This is a genomic window from Occallatibacter sp. (assembly GCF_036502485.1).
Classification (GTDB): Bacteria; Acidobacteriota; Terriglobia; order Terriglobales; family Acidobacteriaceae; genus Telmatobacter.
In genome coordinates, this window is record NZ_DASXYM010000055.1 from 15,768 (window position 1) to 32,499 (window position 16,732).

General features: G+C 61.3%; 16 protein-coding genes. 9 read left to right on the forward strand and 7 right to left on the reverse strand.

The window, feature by feature from the left end; genetic code table 11:
• Positions 1–4 precede the first annotated feature (4 nt).
• Both VGL22_RS08905 and VGL22_RS08910 read left to right on the forward strand, forming a co-directional pair.
• Positions 5–1,996, forward strand: coding sequence for an acetyl/propionyl/methylcrotonyl-CoA carboxylase subunit alpha (locus VGL22_RS08905; protein ID WP_465266555.1), 1,992 nt, complete (start codon positions 5–7; stop codon positions 1,994–1,996).
• Positions 1,989–2,885, forward strand: a complete 897-nt coding sequence (locus VGL22_RS08910; RefSeq protein WP_465266556.1) for a hydroxymethylglutaryl-CoA lyase — start codon at positions 1,989–1,991, stop codon at positions 2,883–2,885. Before VGL22_RS08905 ends, VGL22_RS08910 begins: the two co-directional genes overlap by 8 nt.
• A 158-nt stretch (positions 2,886–3,043) precedes the next feature.
• On the opposite strand, the gene VGL22_RS08915 is transcribed toward VGL22_RS08910, so the two are convergent.
• Complete coding sequence (locus VGL22_RS08915; protein WP_465266557.1) at positions 3,044–3,673, reverse strand: CoA transferase subunit B; 630 nt, start codon at positions 3,671–3,673, stop codon at positions 3,044–3,046.
• Positions 3,674–3,675: 2 nt separating this feature from the next.
• Positions 3,676–4,380: a CoA transferase subunit A gene (locus VGL22_RS08920; protein WP_465266558.1), complete on the reverse strand. Its 705-nt coding sequence runs from the start codon at positions 4,378–4,380 to the stop codon at positions 3,676–3,678.
• Positions 4,381–4,602: 222 nt separating this feature from the next.
• Here VGL22_RS08920 and VGL22_RS08925 point away from each other — a divergent pair, with 222 nt between their 5' ends.
• The 6 genes from VGL22_RS08925 (at position 4,603) to VGL22_RS08950 (ending at position 11,351) form a co-directional block, all read left to right on the forward strand.
• Positions 4,603–6,135 (forward strand): lipopolysaccharide biosynthesis protein, encoded by a 1,533-nt coding sequence (locus tag VGL22_RS08925; protein WP_465266559.1) that lies wholly within the window; start codon positions 4,603–4,605, stop codon positions 6,133–6,135.
• Positions 6,136–6,205: 70 nt separating this feature from the next.
• Positions 6,206–7,378: a glycosyltransferase family 4 protein gene (locus tag VGL22_RS08930; RefSeq protein ID WP_465266560.1), complete on the forward strand. Its 1,173-nt coding sequence runs from the start codon at positions 6,206–6,208 to the stop codon at positions 7,376–7,378.
• A complete protein-coding gene (locus VGL22_RS08935; protein WP_465266561.1) occupies positions 7,345–8,484 on the forward strand; it encodes a glycosyltransferase family 4 protein in 1,140 nt (379 codons plus the stop codon). The genes VGL22_RS08930 and VGL22_RS08935 overlap by 34 nt, the downstream gene beginning before the upstream one ends.
• Positions 8,481–9,713 (forward strand): glycosyltransferase family 4 protein, encoded by a 1,233-nt coding sequence (locus VGL22_RS08940; RefSeq protein WP_465266562.1) that lies wholly within the window; start codon positions 8,481–8,483, stop codon positions 9,711–9,713. Before VGL22_RS08935 ends, VGL22_RS08940 begins: the two co-directional genes overlap by 4 nt.
• 35 nt (positions 9,714–9,748) lie before the next feature.
• Positions 9,749–10,456, forward strand: a complete 708-nt coding sequence (locus VGL22_RS08945; protein ID WP_465266563.1) for an SOS response-associated peptidase — start codon at positions 9,749–9,751, stop codon at positions 10,454–10,456.
• An 88-nt stretch (positions 10,457–10,544) separates the two neighbouring features.
• Positions 10,545–11,351 (forward strand): ferredoxin--NADP reductase, encoded by an 807-nt coding sequence (locus VGL22_RS08950; RefSeq protein ID WP_465266564.1) that lies wholly within the window; start codon positions 10,545–10,547, stop codon positions 11,349–11,351.
• 79 nt (positions 11,352–11,430) lie between these two features.
• Here the strand turns inward: VGL22_RS08950 and VGL22_RS08955 are convergent, their stop codons facing one another.
• A complete protein-coding gene (locus tag VGL22_RS08955; RefSeq protein WP_465266565.1) occupies positions 11,431–12,246 on the reverse strand; it encodes a LytR/AlgR family response regulator transcription factor in 816 nt (271 codons plus the stop codon).
• A 111-nt stretch (positions 12,247–12,357) separates the two neighbouring features.
• On the opposite strand from VGL22_RS08955, the gene VGL22_RS08960 reads away from it, so the two are divergent.
• Positions 12,358–12,708, forward strand: a complete 351-nt coding sequence (locus tag VGL22_RS08960; protein WP_465266566.1) for a cupin domain-containing protein — start codon at positions 12,358–12,360, stop codon at positions 12,706–12,708.
• 49 nt (positions 12,709–12,757) lie between these two features.
• Here the strand turns inward: VGL22_RS08960 and VGL22_RS08965 are convergent, their stop codons facing one another.
• From VGL22_RS08965 to prpC, 4 genes are all read right to left on the reverse strand, one after another.
• Positions 12,758–13,285: a zinc ribbon domain-containing protein gene (locus VGL22_RS08965; protein ID WP_465266567.1), complete on the reverse strand. Its 528-nt coding sequence runs from the start codon at positions 13,283–13,285 to the stop codon at positions 12,758–12,760.
• Between the two features lie 148 nt (positions 13,286–13,433).
• Positions 13,434–13,955 (reverse strand): hypothetical protein, encoded by a 522-nt coding sequence (locus VGL22_RS08970; protein WP_465266568.1) that lies wholly within the window; start codon positions 13,953–13,955, stop codon positions 13,434–13,436.
• Between the two features lie 68 nt (positions 13,956–14,023).
• On the reverse strand, positions 14,024–15,502 hold the full coding sequence (locus VGL22_RS08975; protein ID WP_465266569.1) for a bifunctional 2-methylcitrate dehydratase/aconitate hydratase: 1,479 nt from the start codon (positions 15,500–15,502) through the stop codon (positions 14,024–14,026).
• 129 nt (positions 15,503–15,631) lie between these two features.
• The coding region (gene prpC / locus VGL22_RS08980) for a bifunctional 2-methylcitrate synthase/citrate synthase (RefSeq protein WP_465266570.1) at positions 15,632–16,732 on the reverse strand (1,101 nt) is incomplete at its 5' end.

Here is a 16,732-nt window from a genome sequence, read left to right on the forward strand (position 1 = left end):
CAAGATGTTCGAGACAATCCTGATTGCGAATCGCGGCGAGATTGCGTGCCGTGTCATTGCGACATGCAAGAGGATGGGAATTCGCACGGCGGTGGTCTACTCCGATGCGGACGCGCATGCTTTGCATGTGCGGCTGGCCGACAAGGCGGTGCGGATTGGGCCGCCTGCTTCGCGGGAGAGCTATCTCAACATAGCGCGCATTCTCGACGCGGCGAAGCAGACGGGTGCGCAGGCGGTCCACCCAGGGTATGGATTTCTTTCAGAGAACGACGAGTTCGCGGAAGCCTGTGCGGAGGCGGGAGTTGTCTTCATTGGCCCTGCGCCGGAGGCGATCCGCGCCATGGGATCGAAGGCTGCAGCCAAGGAACTGATGCGCAACGCGGGCGTTCCCTTGACGCCGGGGTACGACGGGACCAACCAGGATGCGGAATTCCTGCAGCAGCAGGCCGATACGATTGGCTACCCCGTGATGATTAAAGCCAACGCCGGCGGCGGCGGCAAGGGCATGCGGCGTGTGAATGCGCGCGGAGATTTTGCGGCGGCACTGGCATCGTGCCGGCGTGAGGCGGCTGCTTCGTTCGGAGATGATTCCGTGCTGCTGGAGAAATATCTGGTTGAACCGCGGCACGTGGAGGTGCAGGTCTTTGGCGATACCCACGGCAACGTGGTCAGCCTGTTTGAGCGAGACTGCAGCGTACAGCGTCGCCATCAGAAGGTGATTGAAGAGGCTCCCGCGCCGGAACTCCCCGGCGATTTGCGGCAGAGGCTGAGCGAGGCGGGGCGCAAGGCGGCGCAGGCAGTGCAGTATGTGGGTGCGGGGACGGTGGAGTTCCTGGTGGACCGCGACGGCGGCTTCCACTTCATGGAGATGAATACGCGCCTGCAGGTGGAGCATCCGGTGACGGAGATGATCACGGGGCTCGACCTGGTGGAGTGGCAGATTCGTGTGGCTGCGGGAGAAGCGCTGCCTCTATCGCAGGATCAGCTCACGTTGCGTGGGCACGCAATCGAAGTACGCATTTACTCCGAGGACCCCGCGCACGAATTCCGGCCGTCGATTGGGACGATTGTTCATCTGCGCGCGCCGGGGGCGACGCGGCATGTGCGCGTAGATACGGGCATCAACGAGGGCGATGCGATCACGCCGTTTTACGATCCCCTGATTGCGAAGCTGATTGTGTGGGACGAGACGCGCGCACTGGCGGTGCGGCGCATGGCGCAGGCACTGGGCGAGTTCGAGATCGTGGGCGTGGCGAACAACCTGGAGTTTTTGCAGCGCTTGGTGACGAGTCCATCCTTCATGGAAATGCGGCTGGATACAAGCCTGATCGATCGCGAGCACGATTGGATTGCGCGCGCGGAGACCGTTCCCGATGCGGCGGCTGTGATGGCGGCACTGGCGGTTGTGCAGCACGGTGCGAGTGGGCAGGATCGGTCGCCATGGGCCGCGCGCGATGGCTGGCGGATGAATGCAGCGCAGGAGCTCACGGTTCGGCTGACCGGTGCCGTCCAAAATTTGGAAGTCGTGTTTACGTATCGGGGCGCAGCATACGGTGTGCGAATTGGCGAGCGCGAATTCGAAGTGAGCGGGGCTGTCCACGAGGGCAGAGATCTTGATGCCGTGGTGAATGGCGAGCGTATGCACGCCCGAGTTGTGGCGGCCGGCGCGCATTATCACGTGTTCCTAGCCGGGCGGCATTACCAGTTTGAGTATGACGATCCGCTGGACGTGGAGGCGCAGCATCAGGGCGGCGAAGCAAGCCTGCTGGCGCCGATGCCGGGTCGTGTCGTCGCACTTGTGGCCGAGCCGGGGGCCCGCGTGGAGAAGGGCGCGCCGCTGCTGGTGCTGGAAGCGATGAAGATGGAGTGCACGATTTACGCGCCGGCAGCGGGGCAGGTCGAGACGTTTCATTTTGCGGCCGGGGACCAGGTGAGCGAAGGAGTGGAGCTGTTGCACTTCACGCGTGACGATGCGGGCGAGGATGGCAATGGCTGAGAAGGTGCGCATTGTCGAAGTGGGCGCGCGCGACGGCTTGCAGAATGAGCCGCAGATTGTGCCGACCGAGACCAAGCTCCAGTTCATTGAACAGCTGGCCGATGCCGGGCTGAAGACAATCGAGGCGGCGGCCTTCGTTTCGCCAAAATGGGTTCCCCAAATGGCGGATCATGCGGAGGTGATGCGCGGCCTGCAGCAACGTGAGGGTGTCAACTATCCCGTCCTGGTGCCCAACCTCCGCGGGTTTGAGGCGGCGGTGGGCGCGGGCGCAACGGAGGTGGCAGTGTTCGCGGCTGCGTCCGAGACGTTTTCACAGAAGAACATCAACTGCAGCATTGAGGAAAGTTTCGCCCGGTTCGCGCCCGTGCTGGAGGCAGCACGAGCGGCGCGGGTACGCGTGCGCGGATATGTTTCATGCGTGCTTGGCTGTCCATACGAGGGTGCCGTCGATCCGGCGCGTGTGGCAGATGTGGCGGGAAGGCTGTACGACGCTGGCTGCTATGAAATTTCGCTGGGCGACACCATTGGTGTGGGTACGCCCAATCGAACCAAAACGATGATTGCAACGGTTGTGGCGCGTGTGTCGGCGGACAGCCTGGCGGGACACTTCCACGACACCTACGGGCAGGCGCTGGCGAATGTGTATGCGGCGATGGAGGCGAACGTGCGCGTGTTCGATGCGTCCGTGAGCGGGCTGGGCGGATGCCCCTATGCGCCGGGTGCCGCGGGCAATGTGGCCACGGAAGATCTCGTCTACATGCTGAACGGCATGGATGTGGAGACCGGCGTGGATCTGGATCGGCTGATCGCGGCGGGGGCGTTTATCTGCGGCAAGCTGGCGCGCGAAACGCAATCGCGGGTGGCGAGGGCGCGCGGGAAGGCCTGCTGAACCGGCAGACTCTGCGAACAAGGTCGAAACAGATTCCCCCGGGAACCACAGATCAGAAATGCAAAAGCAAACGCAGAAGGCAACAGCGAAAGCAAAAGCGGGTCTTTCCCGGGGGTTCTTCAGGTCAGGGTGACAATCGTTTTGAGTTGATGAAGCGATTACATGAGGATCTGCGGTTCTGTTTTGGCCTGCAGTTCCTCACGCGTGACGCCTGGGGCGAGTTCGATAAGGTGCAGGCCTTGGAGGGAGATGTCGAGGACCGCGAGGTCTGTCACGATGCGGTTGACGACGCCGGCGCCGGTGAGCGGTAGCGTGCATTGATGCAAGATTTTGGGCTCGCCGTCTTTGGATGTGTGCTCCATGACAACGACTACGCGGCGCACGCCTGCAACCAGGTCCATCGCGCCACCCATGCCTTTCACCATTTTGCCGGGAATCATCCAGTTGGCCAGGTCGCCCTGCTCGGAAACCTGCATGGCGCCGAGGATGGCGAGGTTGATGTGGCCGCCGCGGATCATGGCGAAAGAGTCGGAGGAGGAGAAATAGCTCGCGCCTGGCAAGGCGGTCACCGTCTGCTTGCCGGCGTTGATGAGGTCGCAGTCTACCTCCGCGTCCGTGGGAAAAGGCCCGATGCCAAGCAGTCCGTTTTCTGAGTGCAGAGTGACGTGAATGTCGGCGGGAATGTAGTTGGCCACCAGCGTGGGAATACCGATGCCGAGGTTCACGTAGAATCCGTCTTCAAGTTCCTGCGCGGCGCGCTGCGCCATCTGCTCACGGGACCATGCCATGTTTACGCCTCGCGGGTGGTGCGCTTCTCAATGCGCCGGGACGGATGGGGATTGTGCACCATGCGCTGCACGAAGATGCCGGCCGTGTGGATGAGGTCGGGATCAAGTTCGCCGGGCTCGACCAGGATCTCGACTTCAGCAACGGTCACGCGTCCGCTCATGGCGGCGCCGGGATTGAAGTTGCGTGCGGTCTTGCGGTAGATGAGGTTGCCGTAGGTGTCGCCCTTCCATGCCTTCACCAGCGCCAGGTCGGCGCGGATGCCGCGTTCGAGGATGTAAGTGTGGCCGTCGAACTCGCGGTGCTCCTTGCCCTGAGCAACCAGGGTGCCCACCCCGCTGCGCGTGTAGAAGCCGGGGATGCCGGCTCCTCCTGCGCGCATGCGTTCCGCCAGCGTGCCTTGCGGGGAGAATTCCACCTCCAGCTTTCCTGAGAGGAATTGCCGCTCGAACTCACGATTCTCGCCCACATAGCTTGAGATCATCTTTTTGATCTGTCCGGTTTCAAGCAAAAGCCCCAGCCCTCCGCCATCGATCCCGGCATTGTTGCTGGCAATCGTGAAGTTCGTTTTTCCGGTGTCGCGCAATGCGGCAATCAGAACTTCAGGAATGCCGCAAAGCCCGAACCCGCCCACGGCCAGCGTCATGCCGTCTTCAACAATGCCGTCCAGGGCCGAGTGCCCATCCGGGTAGACTTTCGATTTGGCCAAAGGGAACCCTTTCCGGCGAAGCAGTGAGAGACGTTTGCAGAGCCCGCAAAGTAGTATGCGAGGTGGACCGTTGCGCGCGCAATAGCCGCCTGCGTGCATCCAAAGGGTGGATACCTTTATGAGCGCGCGCGTGTCGATTTTTAGTCGCATCAATAACTCTGTTCTGAGAGCGCAGATGAATCAGGTCGATCGCCTGGCAGCCAGTAGCACGAGACTCCCCGCATGACGGAAGACCGCGCCGCAGAAGTGGAGGTGAATGGCGCGCCGGCCGCGCTGCGGCTGCGTCACGTGCCCAATGCAGTGTCGGCGATCGTCTTGTTCTGTGCTCGGCTGCTGGCCGCGGTGCTGCAACTGCGCATTGTGGACCGGCACTGGGGTGGCGCATTCACAGGGCTGAACGCGCTGAGCAACCAGGTGCTGCTTTATGTGACGCTGCTGGAACTGGGGCTATCGCAGTCGGCGATCACGCTTCTTTATGAACCACTGCTGAAGCGGGATCATCCGCGCGTCTGCGGAATGATCGCGGCTCTTCGCCACGACGTCAGAATGCTGGCGCTGGTGGGCAGCATCGTGATCTTCCCCGCATTGGTGTTGTATGCGCGCCTTATTCAAGGTCCCCTGCCGTTCGCCACGGTGGCAGGAACGGTTGCCTTTGTTGCCGCTTCCGGCTTCATGCAGCTGATGGCCATTCACTTTCAGGCTTACTTGAATGCCGCCGAACAACTCGACAAGGTGAACTATACGTTTGCCGGCGGCTATCTGTTGAAAACTGGCGTGGGACTGCTGCTCGCGATCCACTGGAACAACTATCTGCTGCTGCCCGCCGCCACCGCAGCTCTCACAGCGGCAGAATTCGCTGCGCTGAAGCTGGCGTTCCATCGCGCATTCCCGGAGTTCTGCCCAGTCGATTGGCGTGAGCCGGCACGCGCACTCCGCAGCCGCGCGAAGTATGTCTTGATTCAGCGTGTAGCCGGCGTGGCGTACTACCAGTCTGACTTCATCATCCTTTCGCTGACCACATCACTGGTCATCGTGAAGGATTATGCAAAGTTCCAGTACGTCGCGGCCGCGCTGGTCAGCGTGGTGGGGTTGGTTGCGGCGTCGCTCACCACCTCAATTGCGCGCATGCAGCTGCGCTATCACGCAGAAAATCGACGCAGGCAATATGTCACTGCGCAACTGGGGATCAGCATCATTGGGGCGGTGCTGATGCTCGCTTTCTGCTTCACGGCGCGGAGCGTCGTGTCGATGGTGTTCGGTGGCGACCCCGAAGTAAGCACGGAGAGCATTGTCCTCTTCGGCACCGCGCTGTTCCTCAATATTGTGAAAGCGGCCGACGATATCTTCATCATGGCGAAAGGTGCATTTGAGATTGGTTGGTGGATTCCAGCCGTCGAGGTGCCGGTCTATGTGGTCACCGGCGTGGTCCTCTCCCGATATATGGGATTTAACGGAATCCTGCTGGCATCTATCGCGACTAACCTCACCATCGCTATCACGTTGAAAGGGATCGTCCTCTCCGGCCCGGTGTTCGACTGCTCCCGGTCCCAGTGGTATTCGTCGCGGTTCTCAGGCATGGCCAAGGCTCTGGTCGCGGTCGTTCCGCTCGCGGCGGCATATGTACTCGCCACTCTTTTTGTGCATCAAACTGTCTTACGGTTCGTTGCGAGTAATCTGCTGGGGCTGGCCTACCTGGTAGGCATACTGCGATCGGTCGTCTCGAAACGCTCCGGCGCACTTGATCAAGTTAGCTGAAAAAGGGGTTTGAGTAGGGAAATGCACGTCATCCACCCAAACCGGCGGAACTACCTTTAGAGAGAGCCGCATGGGCGAACACGCACTGGAGATGGCCACCGAACTGCCGCCCGTATCGAGCCAGCGCGCGCGCATCCTTCTGCTTTCGGTGGCCGCTGTCATGGGTGGCGCGGAAGTGTATCTGGTGCGACTGGCGGAGTTGCTGGCGGCCCACGCCGATCTCTATGCGGTGTGCGCCAACCCTCAACTTGCGCGGGAACTTTCACGCTTGAGAGTCACTGTCCACCAGGTCCCCTGTCCCATGGGCTCGCGGGCACAGCGTGTTCTCAAATATCCGATGCTACTGATCGGCACGCTGTGGGCTCTCGCTCGTCATCGCATCGATGTATGCCACATCAGCGGCTACCAGGCGGCATTCCTTCTACCCCTCGCTCGCATGAATGGTTGCCGCGCATTTGTTACGCCGCACCATCTTCCGGGCGGCCTCGCGCGCCGCCTCTACGGAATCTTCGTTCGCTGCGCGCATCGCGTGGTGAACGTGTCCGCGACGGTAGATCGCGAACACCATGCGCTGGCGCCGTCGGTTCAAACGTCGGTCGTAAGGAACTGGGTCCCCGAAATCCCTTCAGCAATGCCGCAACGGAGACCTGACTCGACAAAGCGTGTTGTCTTCGTCGGTCGTTTGGTGGCCAGCAAAGGCCTTCCAGAATTGATCGAGGCTATTCGTCAGTTGCGTGGCGGAGTCAGCCTGCAGATCGCCGGAGAAGGGCCGTTACAAGCCGAGTACGAGCGGATCTCAGAAGGATTGCCGGTTGAATTCTGCGGCTATTACCCTGACCTGGCGAAGTTGTATGCAGGCGCGGATGCGCTGATCGTTCCATCCCATGGCCCGGAAGGAAGCTGCCTGGTTGCTCTTGAAGCGATGACACAGGGGCTCCCCTGCATCCTGAGTGATCTGCCCGTGTACCGCGAGATTGCTGAAAACGGAAGAACTGCGCTGGTGGTACCGGTTGGAGATGTGAACGCACTCGCCGAGGCCATTCGGGCGCTCATCGCTGATCGTGCCGGTGCGCATCGCCTCGCCACTTCCGCATTCGAGATGATGCAAAGCCGCTACAGCCCGGCGGCCGCCGCCCTTGAATATCGCGCTCTATTCGGATTGGGAGAGGTCAGCGCATCGACTGCCTCCATGAGCGACTCAACTGTGCAATGCCAACCGCCGTGCGGAGCGGCCAACTCGTGATGCGCATCGCCTACGACGCCAGAATGAGCTTGGGGCGCTACCGCGGCATGGGTCGCTATCTGCGCATGCTGATTGCCGGACGTGAGCAAAGCCTGCTCGGGCTTGCCGCATCCGGCGAGTCGGATCCCGATCTCTCCCTGCTTGCGAGCGGGGTGCGCTTCCACCCCCTCTGGGAGCAGACCTGCGTGCCGCGGTTGCTGCTCCACCAGAACATGGATGTTTACCTCGCGCCATACAACACCGCGCCCTTGTGTTTGCCCAACGGAACGCGGCTTGTGCTAGTGGTGCATGATCTCATCTTCATGGAGCCGTTACCTCGGTCGCGATCGCTTTATCAAAATCTCGGCCGGTTCTATCGTCGAACGGTCGTGCCACGTGCCATCCGGCGGGCAGACCTCCTCGTCACCGTCTCACGCTACACCGCGCGGCAGTTGATATCGAACTTCGGCGTGGACGAGCAACGGTTGCGCGTGATCCCCAACAGCATCGCACCCGAGTGGTTTCGCAACCCGGCCCCGCCCCGCGGCGAGGCGCGGACGGTGCTGGCCGTTGCCGGTGAGGCGCCCAGCAAGAATCTGAACCATGCGCTGGCCGCGTTTGCCTTGTGCGCGCAGCGGATGAACCATCGCGATCTGCGCATGAAGGTAGCGGGCGTGAAGACAGCGTTCCATGCGGCTTTTCAGATGCATGCCACAAGACTCGGCCTCGGCAATACGGTTGAGTTCCTCCCCTATGTCAGTGACGAGAACATGCGCCGGCTCTACGGCGAGGCCGATGTCCTCCTGATGCCCTCTCTCGCAGAGGGGTTCGGCATTCCAGTGGTTGAAGCCATGGCGAGCGGAGTTCCCGTTGCGGCGAGCCGCGCAACCAGTCTCCCTGAAGTAGGCGGCGACGCCGCGCAGTATTTCGACCCACATTCGGTGGAAGAGATGGCTTCCGTCCTGCAGCGAGTGCTTGAAGATTATGGGTTACGCCGGCAGATGGCGGAACGCGGCCGCATAAAGGCGCGGCAGTTTCATCCGGACACTGTGCGGGCCGGCGTTGAAGCTTTGTGGGATGAGATCGGCCATTCCGCTCATCCGGCGGCGACGGAGTGCATCGCATGATGAAGCCAAAGCTGCTTGTGCTCACGCCGCGCTTTCCGTTTAACACCATCGGGGGCGATCGCATCCGCATCCTGCATGTGTGCCGCGCTCTCAGCGCGCAGTTCAGCATTACCCTGCTGAGCCTCTGCGAAAGGGAAGAGGAGATGCACCTTGAACCGCGCGACAATGTGTTTTCCGCGATCCATCGCGTTCTGCTGCCGCGCTGGCGCTCGCGCGTGAATGCCCTGTGCGCACTGCCCGGTTCGCGCCCCTTGCAGATCGCGTATTACGATTCGCAGGAATTTCGCGAAGCCGTGCGCAGGCTGGTGCCGGAACACGACATGGTGGTCGCGCATTTGATTCGCACCGGCCACTACCTGGCGGATATCCCCGGCCTTCACCCCCCGCGCATTCTTGAAATGACCGATGCCATTTCAATGAATTACCAGCGCATGCGCGCCATGCCGGACAACCGAAGCTGGAAGAAATGGATGTACCTCTTCGAGCAGAAGCGCCTCGAGGACTATGAGCGCTCCATCGTGAGCTGTTTCGATATGGTATGGCTCGCGTCGCAGGCGGACCGCCGCTTCCTTGACCCCCAGGAAGCCGCTCCCATCAGGGTGATTCCAAATGGGACGGACCTGGACGCCCTTCCATTTCGGCCGGCGGCGCAGGGCAATGCCATTGTGTTCATCGGAAACATGGTGAGCCTGCCCAATCAGGATGCGTGTCACTGGTTCATCCGCAACGTGTTGCCCCTCGTACGCCGGCATGCTGCAGTTACTTTTCGCATTGTGGGCAATGCTCCCCCTGCCGTGCGACGGCAGTTCGACGCATACGAAAACGTGGTATTGACGGGCCGGATCGAGCACATCCGCGACGGCATGGCCGATGCGTTCTGTGCCGTGTGTCCCCTCCGCGCCGCTGCGGGCATCCAGAATAAGATGCTCGAGTATTTTGCGTTGGGACTGCCGTGCGTTACCTCTCAGCTTGGCCTGGGTGGCGTGGAGGCCAGGCAAGGGGAGGAGGTCCTGGTGTTCCAAAACGCGAGCGAGGCCGCCGAACAGATTCTCGCCCTTCATGGCGATCGGGCAATGCGCATGAAACTCGCACACGCCGCACGTCGCCTGGTGGAGAGCCGGTATCAGTGGGCCGGCCTCTACGAAGCATTCCGGATTTCTGCAGAGAACGTCCGGGCAAACGCAAATCGCCGTACCGACGGTAAAGATGGCATAACGGCCGCGGCCTGATTTCCAACCGCGCCATATTCTAGAATTCATCCTGCATGTGCGGCCGCTACTATCGACGTTCCGACAAGCAACAGATCGCCGAAGCGTTCCGCCTGGGGCTGCCCACCACATTTGAGATTCTGCCGTCGTATAACGTGGCCCCGCAGACATTCCAGCCGATTGTGCGGCTCAATGAAGAAACCGGTGAGCGGGAACTCGCTTCCTTGCGCTGGGGACTGGTGCCGTTCTGGTCGAACAACGCCAGGATTGCCTACAGCACCATCAACGCCAAGGCAGAGACGCTCGCCACCAGTCCCACGTTCCGCGAAGCGCTGAAGCGGCGGCGGTGCCTGATTCCGCTAGACGGTTTTTACGAGTGGCAGACCATTAACGCGCGCAGCAAGCAGACGTATGCCGTGAACCTTAAGAACAGCAACCTGTTCGCCGTGGCTGGCCTGTGGGATCGCTGGAAGGATAAGGCGACGGGGCAGGCTCTCGAAACATTCACGCTGATCACGACGGATCCCAACGAACTGATGGAGCCGTTCCACAACCGCATGCCGGTGATTGTCCCGGCTGCCGACTACGAGCGGTGGCTGGCGCCGGCCGATCCGGAGCGCCTGCCCGTCGACGTCCTGCGTCCTTACCCTGAAGAGGAGATGGCGGCGTGGAAGGTTGGCGCCTCAGTGGGCAATGTGCGCAACGACAGCCCCGATCTGATCGCGCCCGCAGAAGACGGTCCCGTGCAGGCTACCCTGTTTTGAACCCTCGCGCTTGCCACAGGCGTCCCGCGCCGTGAAATACTGCGGGTGCCCAGTTGCGGCACAAAATTTCAGCCCGGTGGTACCACTCTTGGAAAGAAAGCTGTACACCGCCCGCCTCGAACGCAAGATCTGTATTTCAGAACCTGCTCAATGCTTTCATTTTGAATTCGTAATTGACGAGCTCGAGAGCTTCCCGTTCACCTCAGGCCAGTTTGTGTCTACGCTGGCTCCTGATGTGAATGGCAAGCAGCAGACCCGCGCCTATTCGATTGCCTCCGCCGCAAGCGCCAATCGCTTTGATCTATGCGTGAATCGCGTGGAGGGCGGATTTTTCTCCAACCATCTGGCGGACCTCACCGACCTCCCGCCAAGCGGCTCGGTGAAGGTGCACGGGCCGCACGGGCACTTCGTCCTGCGTACTCCGGTCACGGATTCCATTCTGATTGCAACCGGAACGGGGATCGCGCCCATGCGCGGCTTCACGCAGTGGCTCTTTCCGGAAGGCGGTCCGGACCGCAGCGAGGGCAAGGAGATCTGGCTTGTCTTCGGCACGCGCTACGAGACCGACCTCTACTACCAGGAGGAATTCGAAGCGCTGGCTGCAAAGCATCCCAACTTCCACTACCTGGCGACGCTCAGCCGTGCCGGTGATGGTTGGACCGGCCTGCGCGGCTACGTGCAGGACCACGTTGCCCGCATCGTGGAGGAACGCGCCGCACGCCTCAACCAGGTACTCCCCCTTCCGCCCGTGGATCCGACCACCCCGGCGACCGAGCTCAACTTCGACATCTACGCGTATATTTGCGGCCTCAACAACATGGTGGCGGGTGTGCGCGAAAAGCTGGCCGGCTATGGCTGGCACCGCAAGCAAATCATCTTTGAGCGGTACGACTAGACGGGCAGCGCGCCTTGGCGCAAAAGGAAACGGGCGGCCATCGCGCCGCCCGTTCCTTTTGCGCCGCGAGAGACGAAACTCAGAGATTGAATAGCTCGCGCAGGCGGCGGGTCTGGGAGCGGCTGACCGGGATCTCGGTCTGCTTCTTGTCGTTCATGCGGAGCTGGTAGCTCGACTTGAACCAGGGGACAACTTCGCGGATGTGGTTGATGTTCACCACAAAGCCGCGATGCGCGCGCCAGAAGATCGCCGGGTCGAGCAGATCAAGCAGCTCTTCCAGCGTGCGGCACTTGGATTGTCCCTCGAAATTCTGGGTGGCGACGCGGATCACGCCTTCATCGATGGCGGCGTAGCATATCTCTGCCTGATCCACGAGAAGCAGCCGGCTCTGTGCTTGCACGATGAGCTTGGCGGGCTGCGCGGATGATTGCGGGCGGTTGAGCAGGCGCAGCAGCGTGTCAATCTGGCTTGCAGGCGGAGCGGAGGCCGGTGCGCCGGAGATACGCCCCTTCACGCGCTCCACAGCCTGTTCCACACGATCGCGATCGAACGGCTTGAGCAGGTAGTCAACGGCGTTCACATCGAAGGCGCGGACCGCGTACTGATCATAGGCGGTGGCAAAAACAATGTGCGGCAAGGGTTCGTATTCGGCTCCCGCGCGGGCCTTGGCGTCACTCTGCTCTTTCAGCCTTTTGATGACCGCGAAGCCATCAAGGCCGGGCATCTGTACATCGAGAAAGACCAGGTCGGGGTGGTGCTCTTCGATGAGGTTGACCGCCTCGATTCCGTTGCTACCCTCGGCCAGCACGTCGACACCGCCCACCGAATCGAGCAGGTACTTGAGCTCTTCGCGGGCCAGTTGTTCATCGTCGATGATGAGGGCGGAGAGAGTCATGCCAAACTCAGATTCTACCCTCTCTTCTGCACGGAAGGCTCGCCCCGCATACTGAATAGGGCTGAAGCAAGCGAAACGTGAGTGGAACCGACGGGCAGCCCGGAGCGACGAATGTCGAACGCCAACCTGAATGTGATCAATCTTTCTTCCGAATCAGCCCTCGCGACGGGTTACGACAACCATCCCGTGGCCCAAATCAACGACCATGAAGTGCGCATAAGCACCATGGTCGACGCATACCACTGGCATTGCCACCCACACTCGGATGAATGCTTTCTGGCGCTCGAAGGAGGACTGTTCATCGATTTCGATGACCGAACGGTCGCGCTCCCGCCAGGAAGCCTGATAACCGTGCCCCGTGGAGTTCGCCATCGAACAAGGCCGATGGGCGGCCGCTCAGTGAACCTGACGTTTGAGCTGGCAGGAGCTAAGAGCGAAATGCTCAACCCGCCATCCGTGTAGGCCCGCCTGGCGGAAGACGTCCGCCTGCGCGCGGCTCAGGAGAAACTGCCTAATCCCGCAGCGCGTGCAGACGGGCAGGCATGTGGTCTGCGGCCAGTTCGTGTCCGCAGCGCGTGCAGAATTGGTCAGTCGCCCGGACCGTGCGGAAGCAGTTGCCGCAGTTCGCGGTGAGCTGGTAATTGCACTGGGGGCAAAAGTGGAAGTCGCTCTGCACCATGGTGCTGCACGCAGGGCAGCGGGAAATCAGCGGCTGCCGCAGCAGGAAATACAGCACCGCGCCGATGCCGCCAGGCATGACGAAGCAGATCAGCATCCAGAAGCGCGCGCTCATCGCGCGCCGCGGCGCATCCTTGCTGACGTAGCCGATCATGAGGAAATACAGCGAAGCCAGAACGCCCCACGACAAGTTGAAGTAGATCCTGAAGCCAAGGGGCGGAGCTGGGTGGTGCCGCTGGTCCGGCAGAACCAGCCAAAGATAATATTCAACGCCTACAAATGCGGCGGTGGCGATCAAGATCGACCACAGCGGAATCATCCGCGCGTCGTCATCACCACCGATATTAACTAAATCACGCATAATCAACAGCCCTCGCCAGGAGGGTTACAGCACAACTCGGAGTGCAGGATAACCTTCTACAGAATGGACGGAAGGGGCACGCGGGAAGTTGCGCGCTGCCGGGCCGGGCGATGATCCCAACCGAATACGAGCAACTTCCCGCAGCCGCCTACTTGCTGAACGTGACATATCGCCGGCCGGCATAGAGCCGGAAACCGCCGCCTTCGTTTTCAGTGATCTGCAATGGGCGCGGCCGTTTCATGCCATCGTCATTCGCGGAGTCGACGGAGAAGACGTCATGTGCGCCCACGTCCGTAACCACGAACTTGTTGTCCCCGATAAAGCCCACTCCGTAGATGCCGGCCGGAAGGTCATGGCCGCCGATCTTGATGGGCGCTTCAGTGATGAAGTAGGCCTGATATTTGGCCTGCACATCGCTGGAGTAGCCGCTGGTGTCCACAAGAGTGGTCAGAACGTAAGCGCCGTCCGCGAACTTCACGCCGCCGGAGTTGCGCTTCTGCGCCGGCGCGGCCTGCCCCTTGTACCAGAGATTGTCGGGTAGAAGTTTCTGGGTGTCTGCCGGCTGCAATACCTTGTCGCCACCCTGCGCAATTGCTTTGGCCGGCACGGCCCAGAGACCAAGCAGGAGCCCGGCAAACACAACCATCTTGGATACGCTGCTGAAACGCATCGAAAAAACCTCCCGGTGAAGAATTGCTGATTGCGACGGAGTATACCGCATCGCCGCCCTGGGCTGCGTCAGCCTTGGGACTGACCCGCCGGCACATACAGATCGACGTACTCGTTGACCGGCATGGCGTCCAGGCGCATCGCGTCCAGAGAGGCGTCCAGGATGCGCTTCTGCTGATCCGAGGCAAAGCGCCGGGCCAGATTGGTTTTGAACTTATCCACCAGTAGCGGAAGGCCTTCTTCGCGGCGGCGCCGGTGCCCGATCGGGTACTCGACCGTCTCCTCGATCACGCTGCCATCCTCCAGTTCCATGCGGAGCGAGTTGGCGATGGAGCGCTTCTCCGGGTCGTGATAGTCGCGGGTAAACTGCGGCTCCTCTACGCATGTGATCAGGTCACGAACCGCGTCAATGCGCTTGCCCCAGACGGGGTCCTTCGCCACCGCGTCCTCGTAGTCCGCGGCCGTGAGCCGGCCAAAGATCAGCGGCACCGCGATCATGTACTGCACGCAGTGGTCGCGGTCAGCGGGGTTGGCGAGCGCGCCTTTCTTGTCGATGATGCGGATACAGGCCTCGTGGGTGCGCACCGCGATTCTCTTGATGGCCGAGGCGTTGAGGCCGCGCCGTGCAAGCTCCTCGTGCAGCTTCATTGCACACTCCACCGCCGTCTGCGCGTGAAACTCCGCCGGATAGCTTATTTTGAACAGCACGTTTTCCATCACGTAGGACCCATACGCGCGCTGGAACCTGAACGGATTCCCGCGGAACGACACGTCATAAAAGCCCCAGGTCTTCGCGCTCAAAACAGACGGATATCCCATCTCGCCGGCTTGTGCCATGAGCGCCAGGCGCACCGCGCGGCTGGTGGCGTCGCCCGCGGCCCAGCTTTTGCGCGAGCCCGTATTCGGCGAATGGCGATAGGTGCGCAGGCTTTGGCCGTCCACCCATGCAAGCGAGAGAGCGTTGATGGTCTGCTCACGATCGAGCCCCAGCAACTGGCACACCACCGCGGTGGAAGCCACCTTCACCAGAACCACGTGATCCAGGCCGACCTTGTTAAACGAATTTTCAAGAGCGATGCAGCCCTGGATCTCGTGGGCCTTGATCATTGCGGTCAGAACATCGCGCATCGTGAGTGGCGCTCCGCCCTGTGCAATAGCCACGCGAGAAAGCCAATCCGCAACCGCCAGGATCCCGCCCAGATTGTCAGACGGGTGACCCCACTCCGCTGCCAGCCATGTATCGTTGAAGTCCAGCCAGCGGATGATGGCGCCGATGTTGAATGCCGCCTGGACAGGGTCGAGCACATAGTTCGTCCCCGGGACCCGCGCGCCGTTGGGCACCACCGTTCCCGGCACAATCGGCCCCAGCAGCTTGGTGCACGCCGGATATTCGAGCGCCTCAAGCCCGCAACCCAGCGTATCGATCAGGCACGCGCGCGCCGTCTTGTAGGCGAGGTCGCTTTCAATCTTGTAGTGGAGTGCGTATGCGGCGATGTCGACGAGAACCTGGTCGGCCGCGGGGCGTTCGTTCGAAATGTGGGAGGACACAACGGCTCCTTCTTGCTAACAGCACTCTCAACTATACGAGCCCTCAGCTAGGCGAGAAGCGCACCCATGATGGATGGAATTGAAGCCGATAGTTGATCTATCGGAAACGGCTGATAGCTGACGGCTTCCTTACGTCCGCTCTTCAATCGGCACAAACGCCAGCGGCTCCGGACCGGTGTAATTCGCGCTTGGCCGAATGATCTTCCCATCCCTGCGCTGCTCCAGGATATGCGCGCACCACCCCGCGGTTCGCGCAATCACGAACAGCGGCGTGAACAGATCAATCGGAATCCCCATCATGTGATAGGCCACCGCGCTGAACCAGTCCAGGTTCGGAAACATGCGCTTGGTCTCGTGCATCACGCTTTCAATACGTTCCGCCACGTCGAAATGCGCTGTGTGCCCGGAGCTCTTCGCCAGGCTCCTCGCAATCTCCTTGATGATGTCGCTGCGCGGATCGCTGATGGTGTAGACCGGGTGCCCAAAGCCGATCACCACTTCCTTTTCGGCGACGCGGCGGCGGATATCGCGCTCCGCATCGTCCGGCGTCCGATAGCGATGCTGGATCTCCAGCGCCACTTCGTTGGCGCCCCCGTGCTTCGGCCCCTTCAGCGCGCCAATGGCGCCGGCGATGCAGGAATAAGTGTCCGAGCCGGTCCCCGCGATCACGCGCGCCGTAAACGTCGATGCGTTGAACTCGTGTTCCGCATACAAGATGAGCGAGGTCTGCATCGCCTCCACCCACTCGGGCGGCGCGGCCTGCCCATGCAGCAGATGCAGGAAATGCGCGGCGATGGAATCGTCGCCCGGCTCCACTTCAATGCGCCGTCCGTTACGCGCGTACTGGTGCCAGTAGAGAAGCATCGACCCGAGGCACGCCAGCAGCGCGTCGGCAATTGCAATTGCGCCGTCCTCGTTATGGTCCGCTGCCTCCGGCCGTACGCACCCCAGCACGCTCACACCGGTGCGCAGCACGTCCATGGGATGCGTGGTCGGCGGCAGCAGTTCAAGCGCCTGCTTCACCGCGGCCGGAAGGCTGCGCATCTGCGTCAGCTCTTCCTTGTACTCGGTCAGTTCCACCGTATTGGGAAGCTTCCCGTGCACCAGCAGATGAGCCACTTCTTCATACTCGCAATGAGCTGCAAGATCGTGAATGTTATATCCGCGATAATGCAGGTCGTTGCCTGAGTGGCCCACCGTGCACAGAGCCGTGTTTCCTGCCGGCGTACC

Coding starts and splice junctions, on each gene's coding strand:
- VGL22_RS08905 (WP_465266555.1), top strand. CDS start 5: ATGTTCGAGACAATCCTGATTGCGAATCGCGGCGAGATTGCGTGCCGT.
- VGL22_RS08910 (WP_465266556.1), top strand. CDS start 1,989: ATGGCTGAGAAGGTGCGCATTGTCGAAGTGGGCGCGCGCGACGGCTTG.
- VGL22_RS08915 (WP_465266557.1), bottom strand. CDS start 3,673: ATGGCATGGTCCCGTGAGCAGATGGCGCAGCGCGCCGCGCAGGAACTT.
- VGL22_RS08925 (WP_465266559.1), top strand. CDS start 4,603: ATGACGGAAGACCGCGCCGCAGAAGTGGAGGTGAATGGCGCGCCGGCC.
- VGL22_RS08930 (WP_465266560.1), top strand. CDS start 6,206: ATGGGCGAACACGCACTGGAGATGGCCACCGAACTGCCGCCCGTATCG.
- VGL22_RS08935 (WP_465266561.1), top strand. CDS start 7,345: ATGCCAACCGCCGTGCGGAGCGGCCAACTCGTGATGCGCATCGCCTAC.
- VGL22_RS08940 (WP_465266562.1), top strand. CDS start 8,481: ATGATGAAGCCAAAGCTGCTTGTGCTCACGCCGCGCTTTCCGTTTAAC.
- VGL22_RS08945 (WP_465266563.1), top strand. CDS start 9,749: ATGTGCGGCCGCTACTATCGACGTTCCGACAAGCAACAGATCGCCGAA.
- VGL22_RS08955 (WP_465266565.1), bottom strand. CDS start 12,246: ATGACTCTCTCCGCCCTCATCATCGACGATGAACAACTGGCCCGCGAA.
- VGL22_RS08960 (WP_465266566.1), top strand. CDS start 12,358: ATGTCGAACGCCAACCTGAATGTGATCAATCTTTCTTCCGAATCAGCC.
- VGL22_RS08965 (WP_465266567.1), bottom strand. CDS start 13,285: ATGCGTGATTTAGTTAATATCGGTGGTGATGACGACGCGCGGATGATT.
- VGL22_RS08970 (WP_465266568.1), bottom strand. CDS start 13,955: ATGCGTTTCAGCAGCGTATCCAAGATGGTTGTGTTTGCCGGGCTCCTG.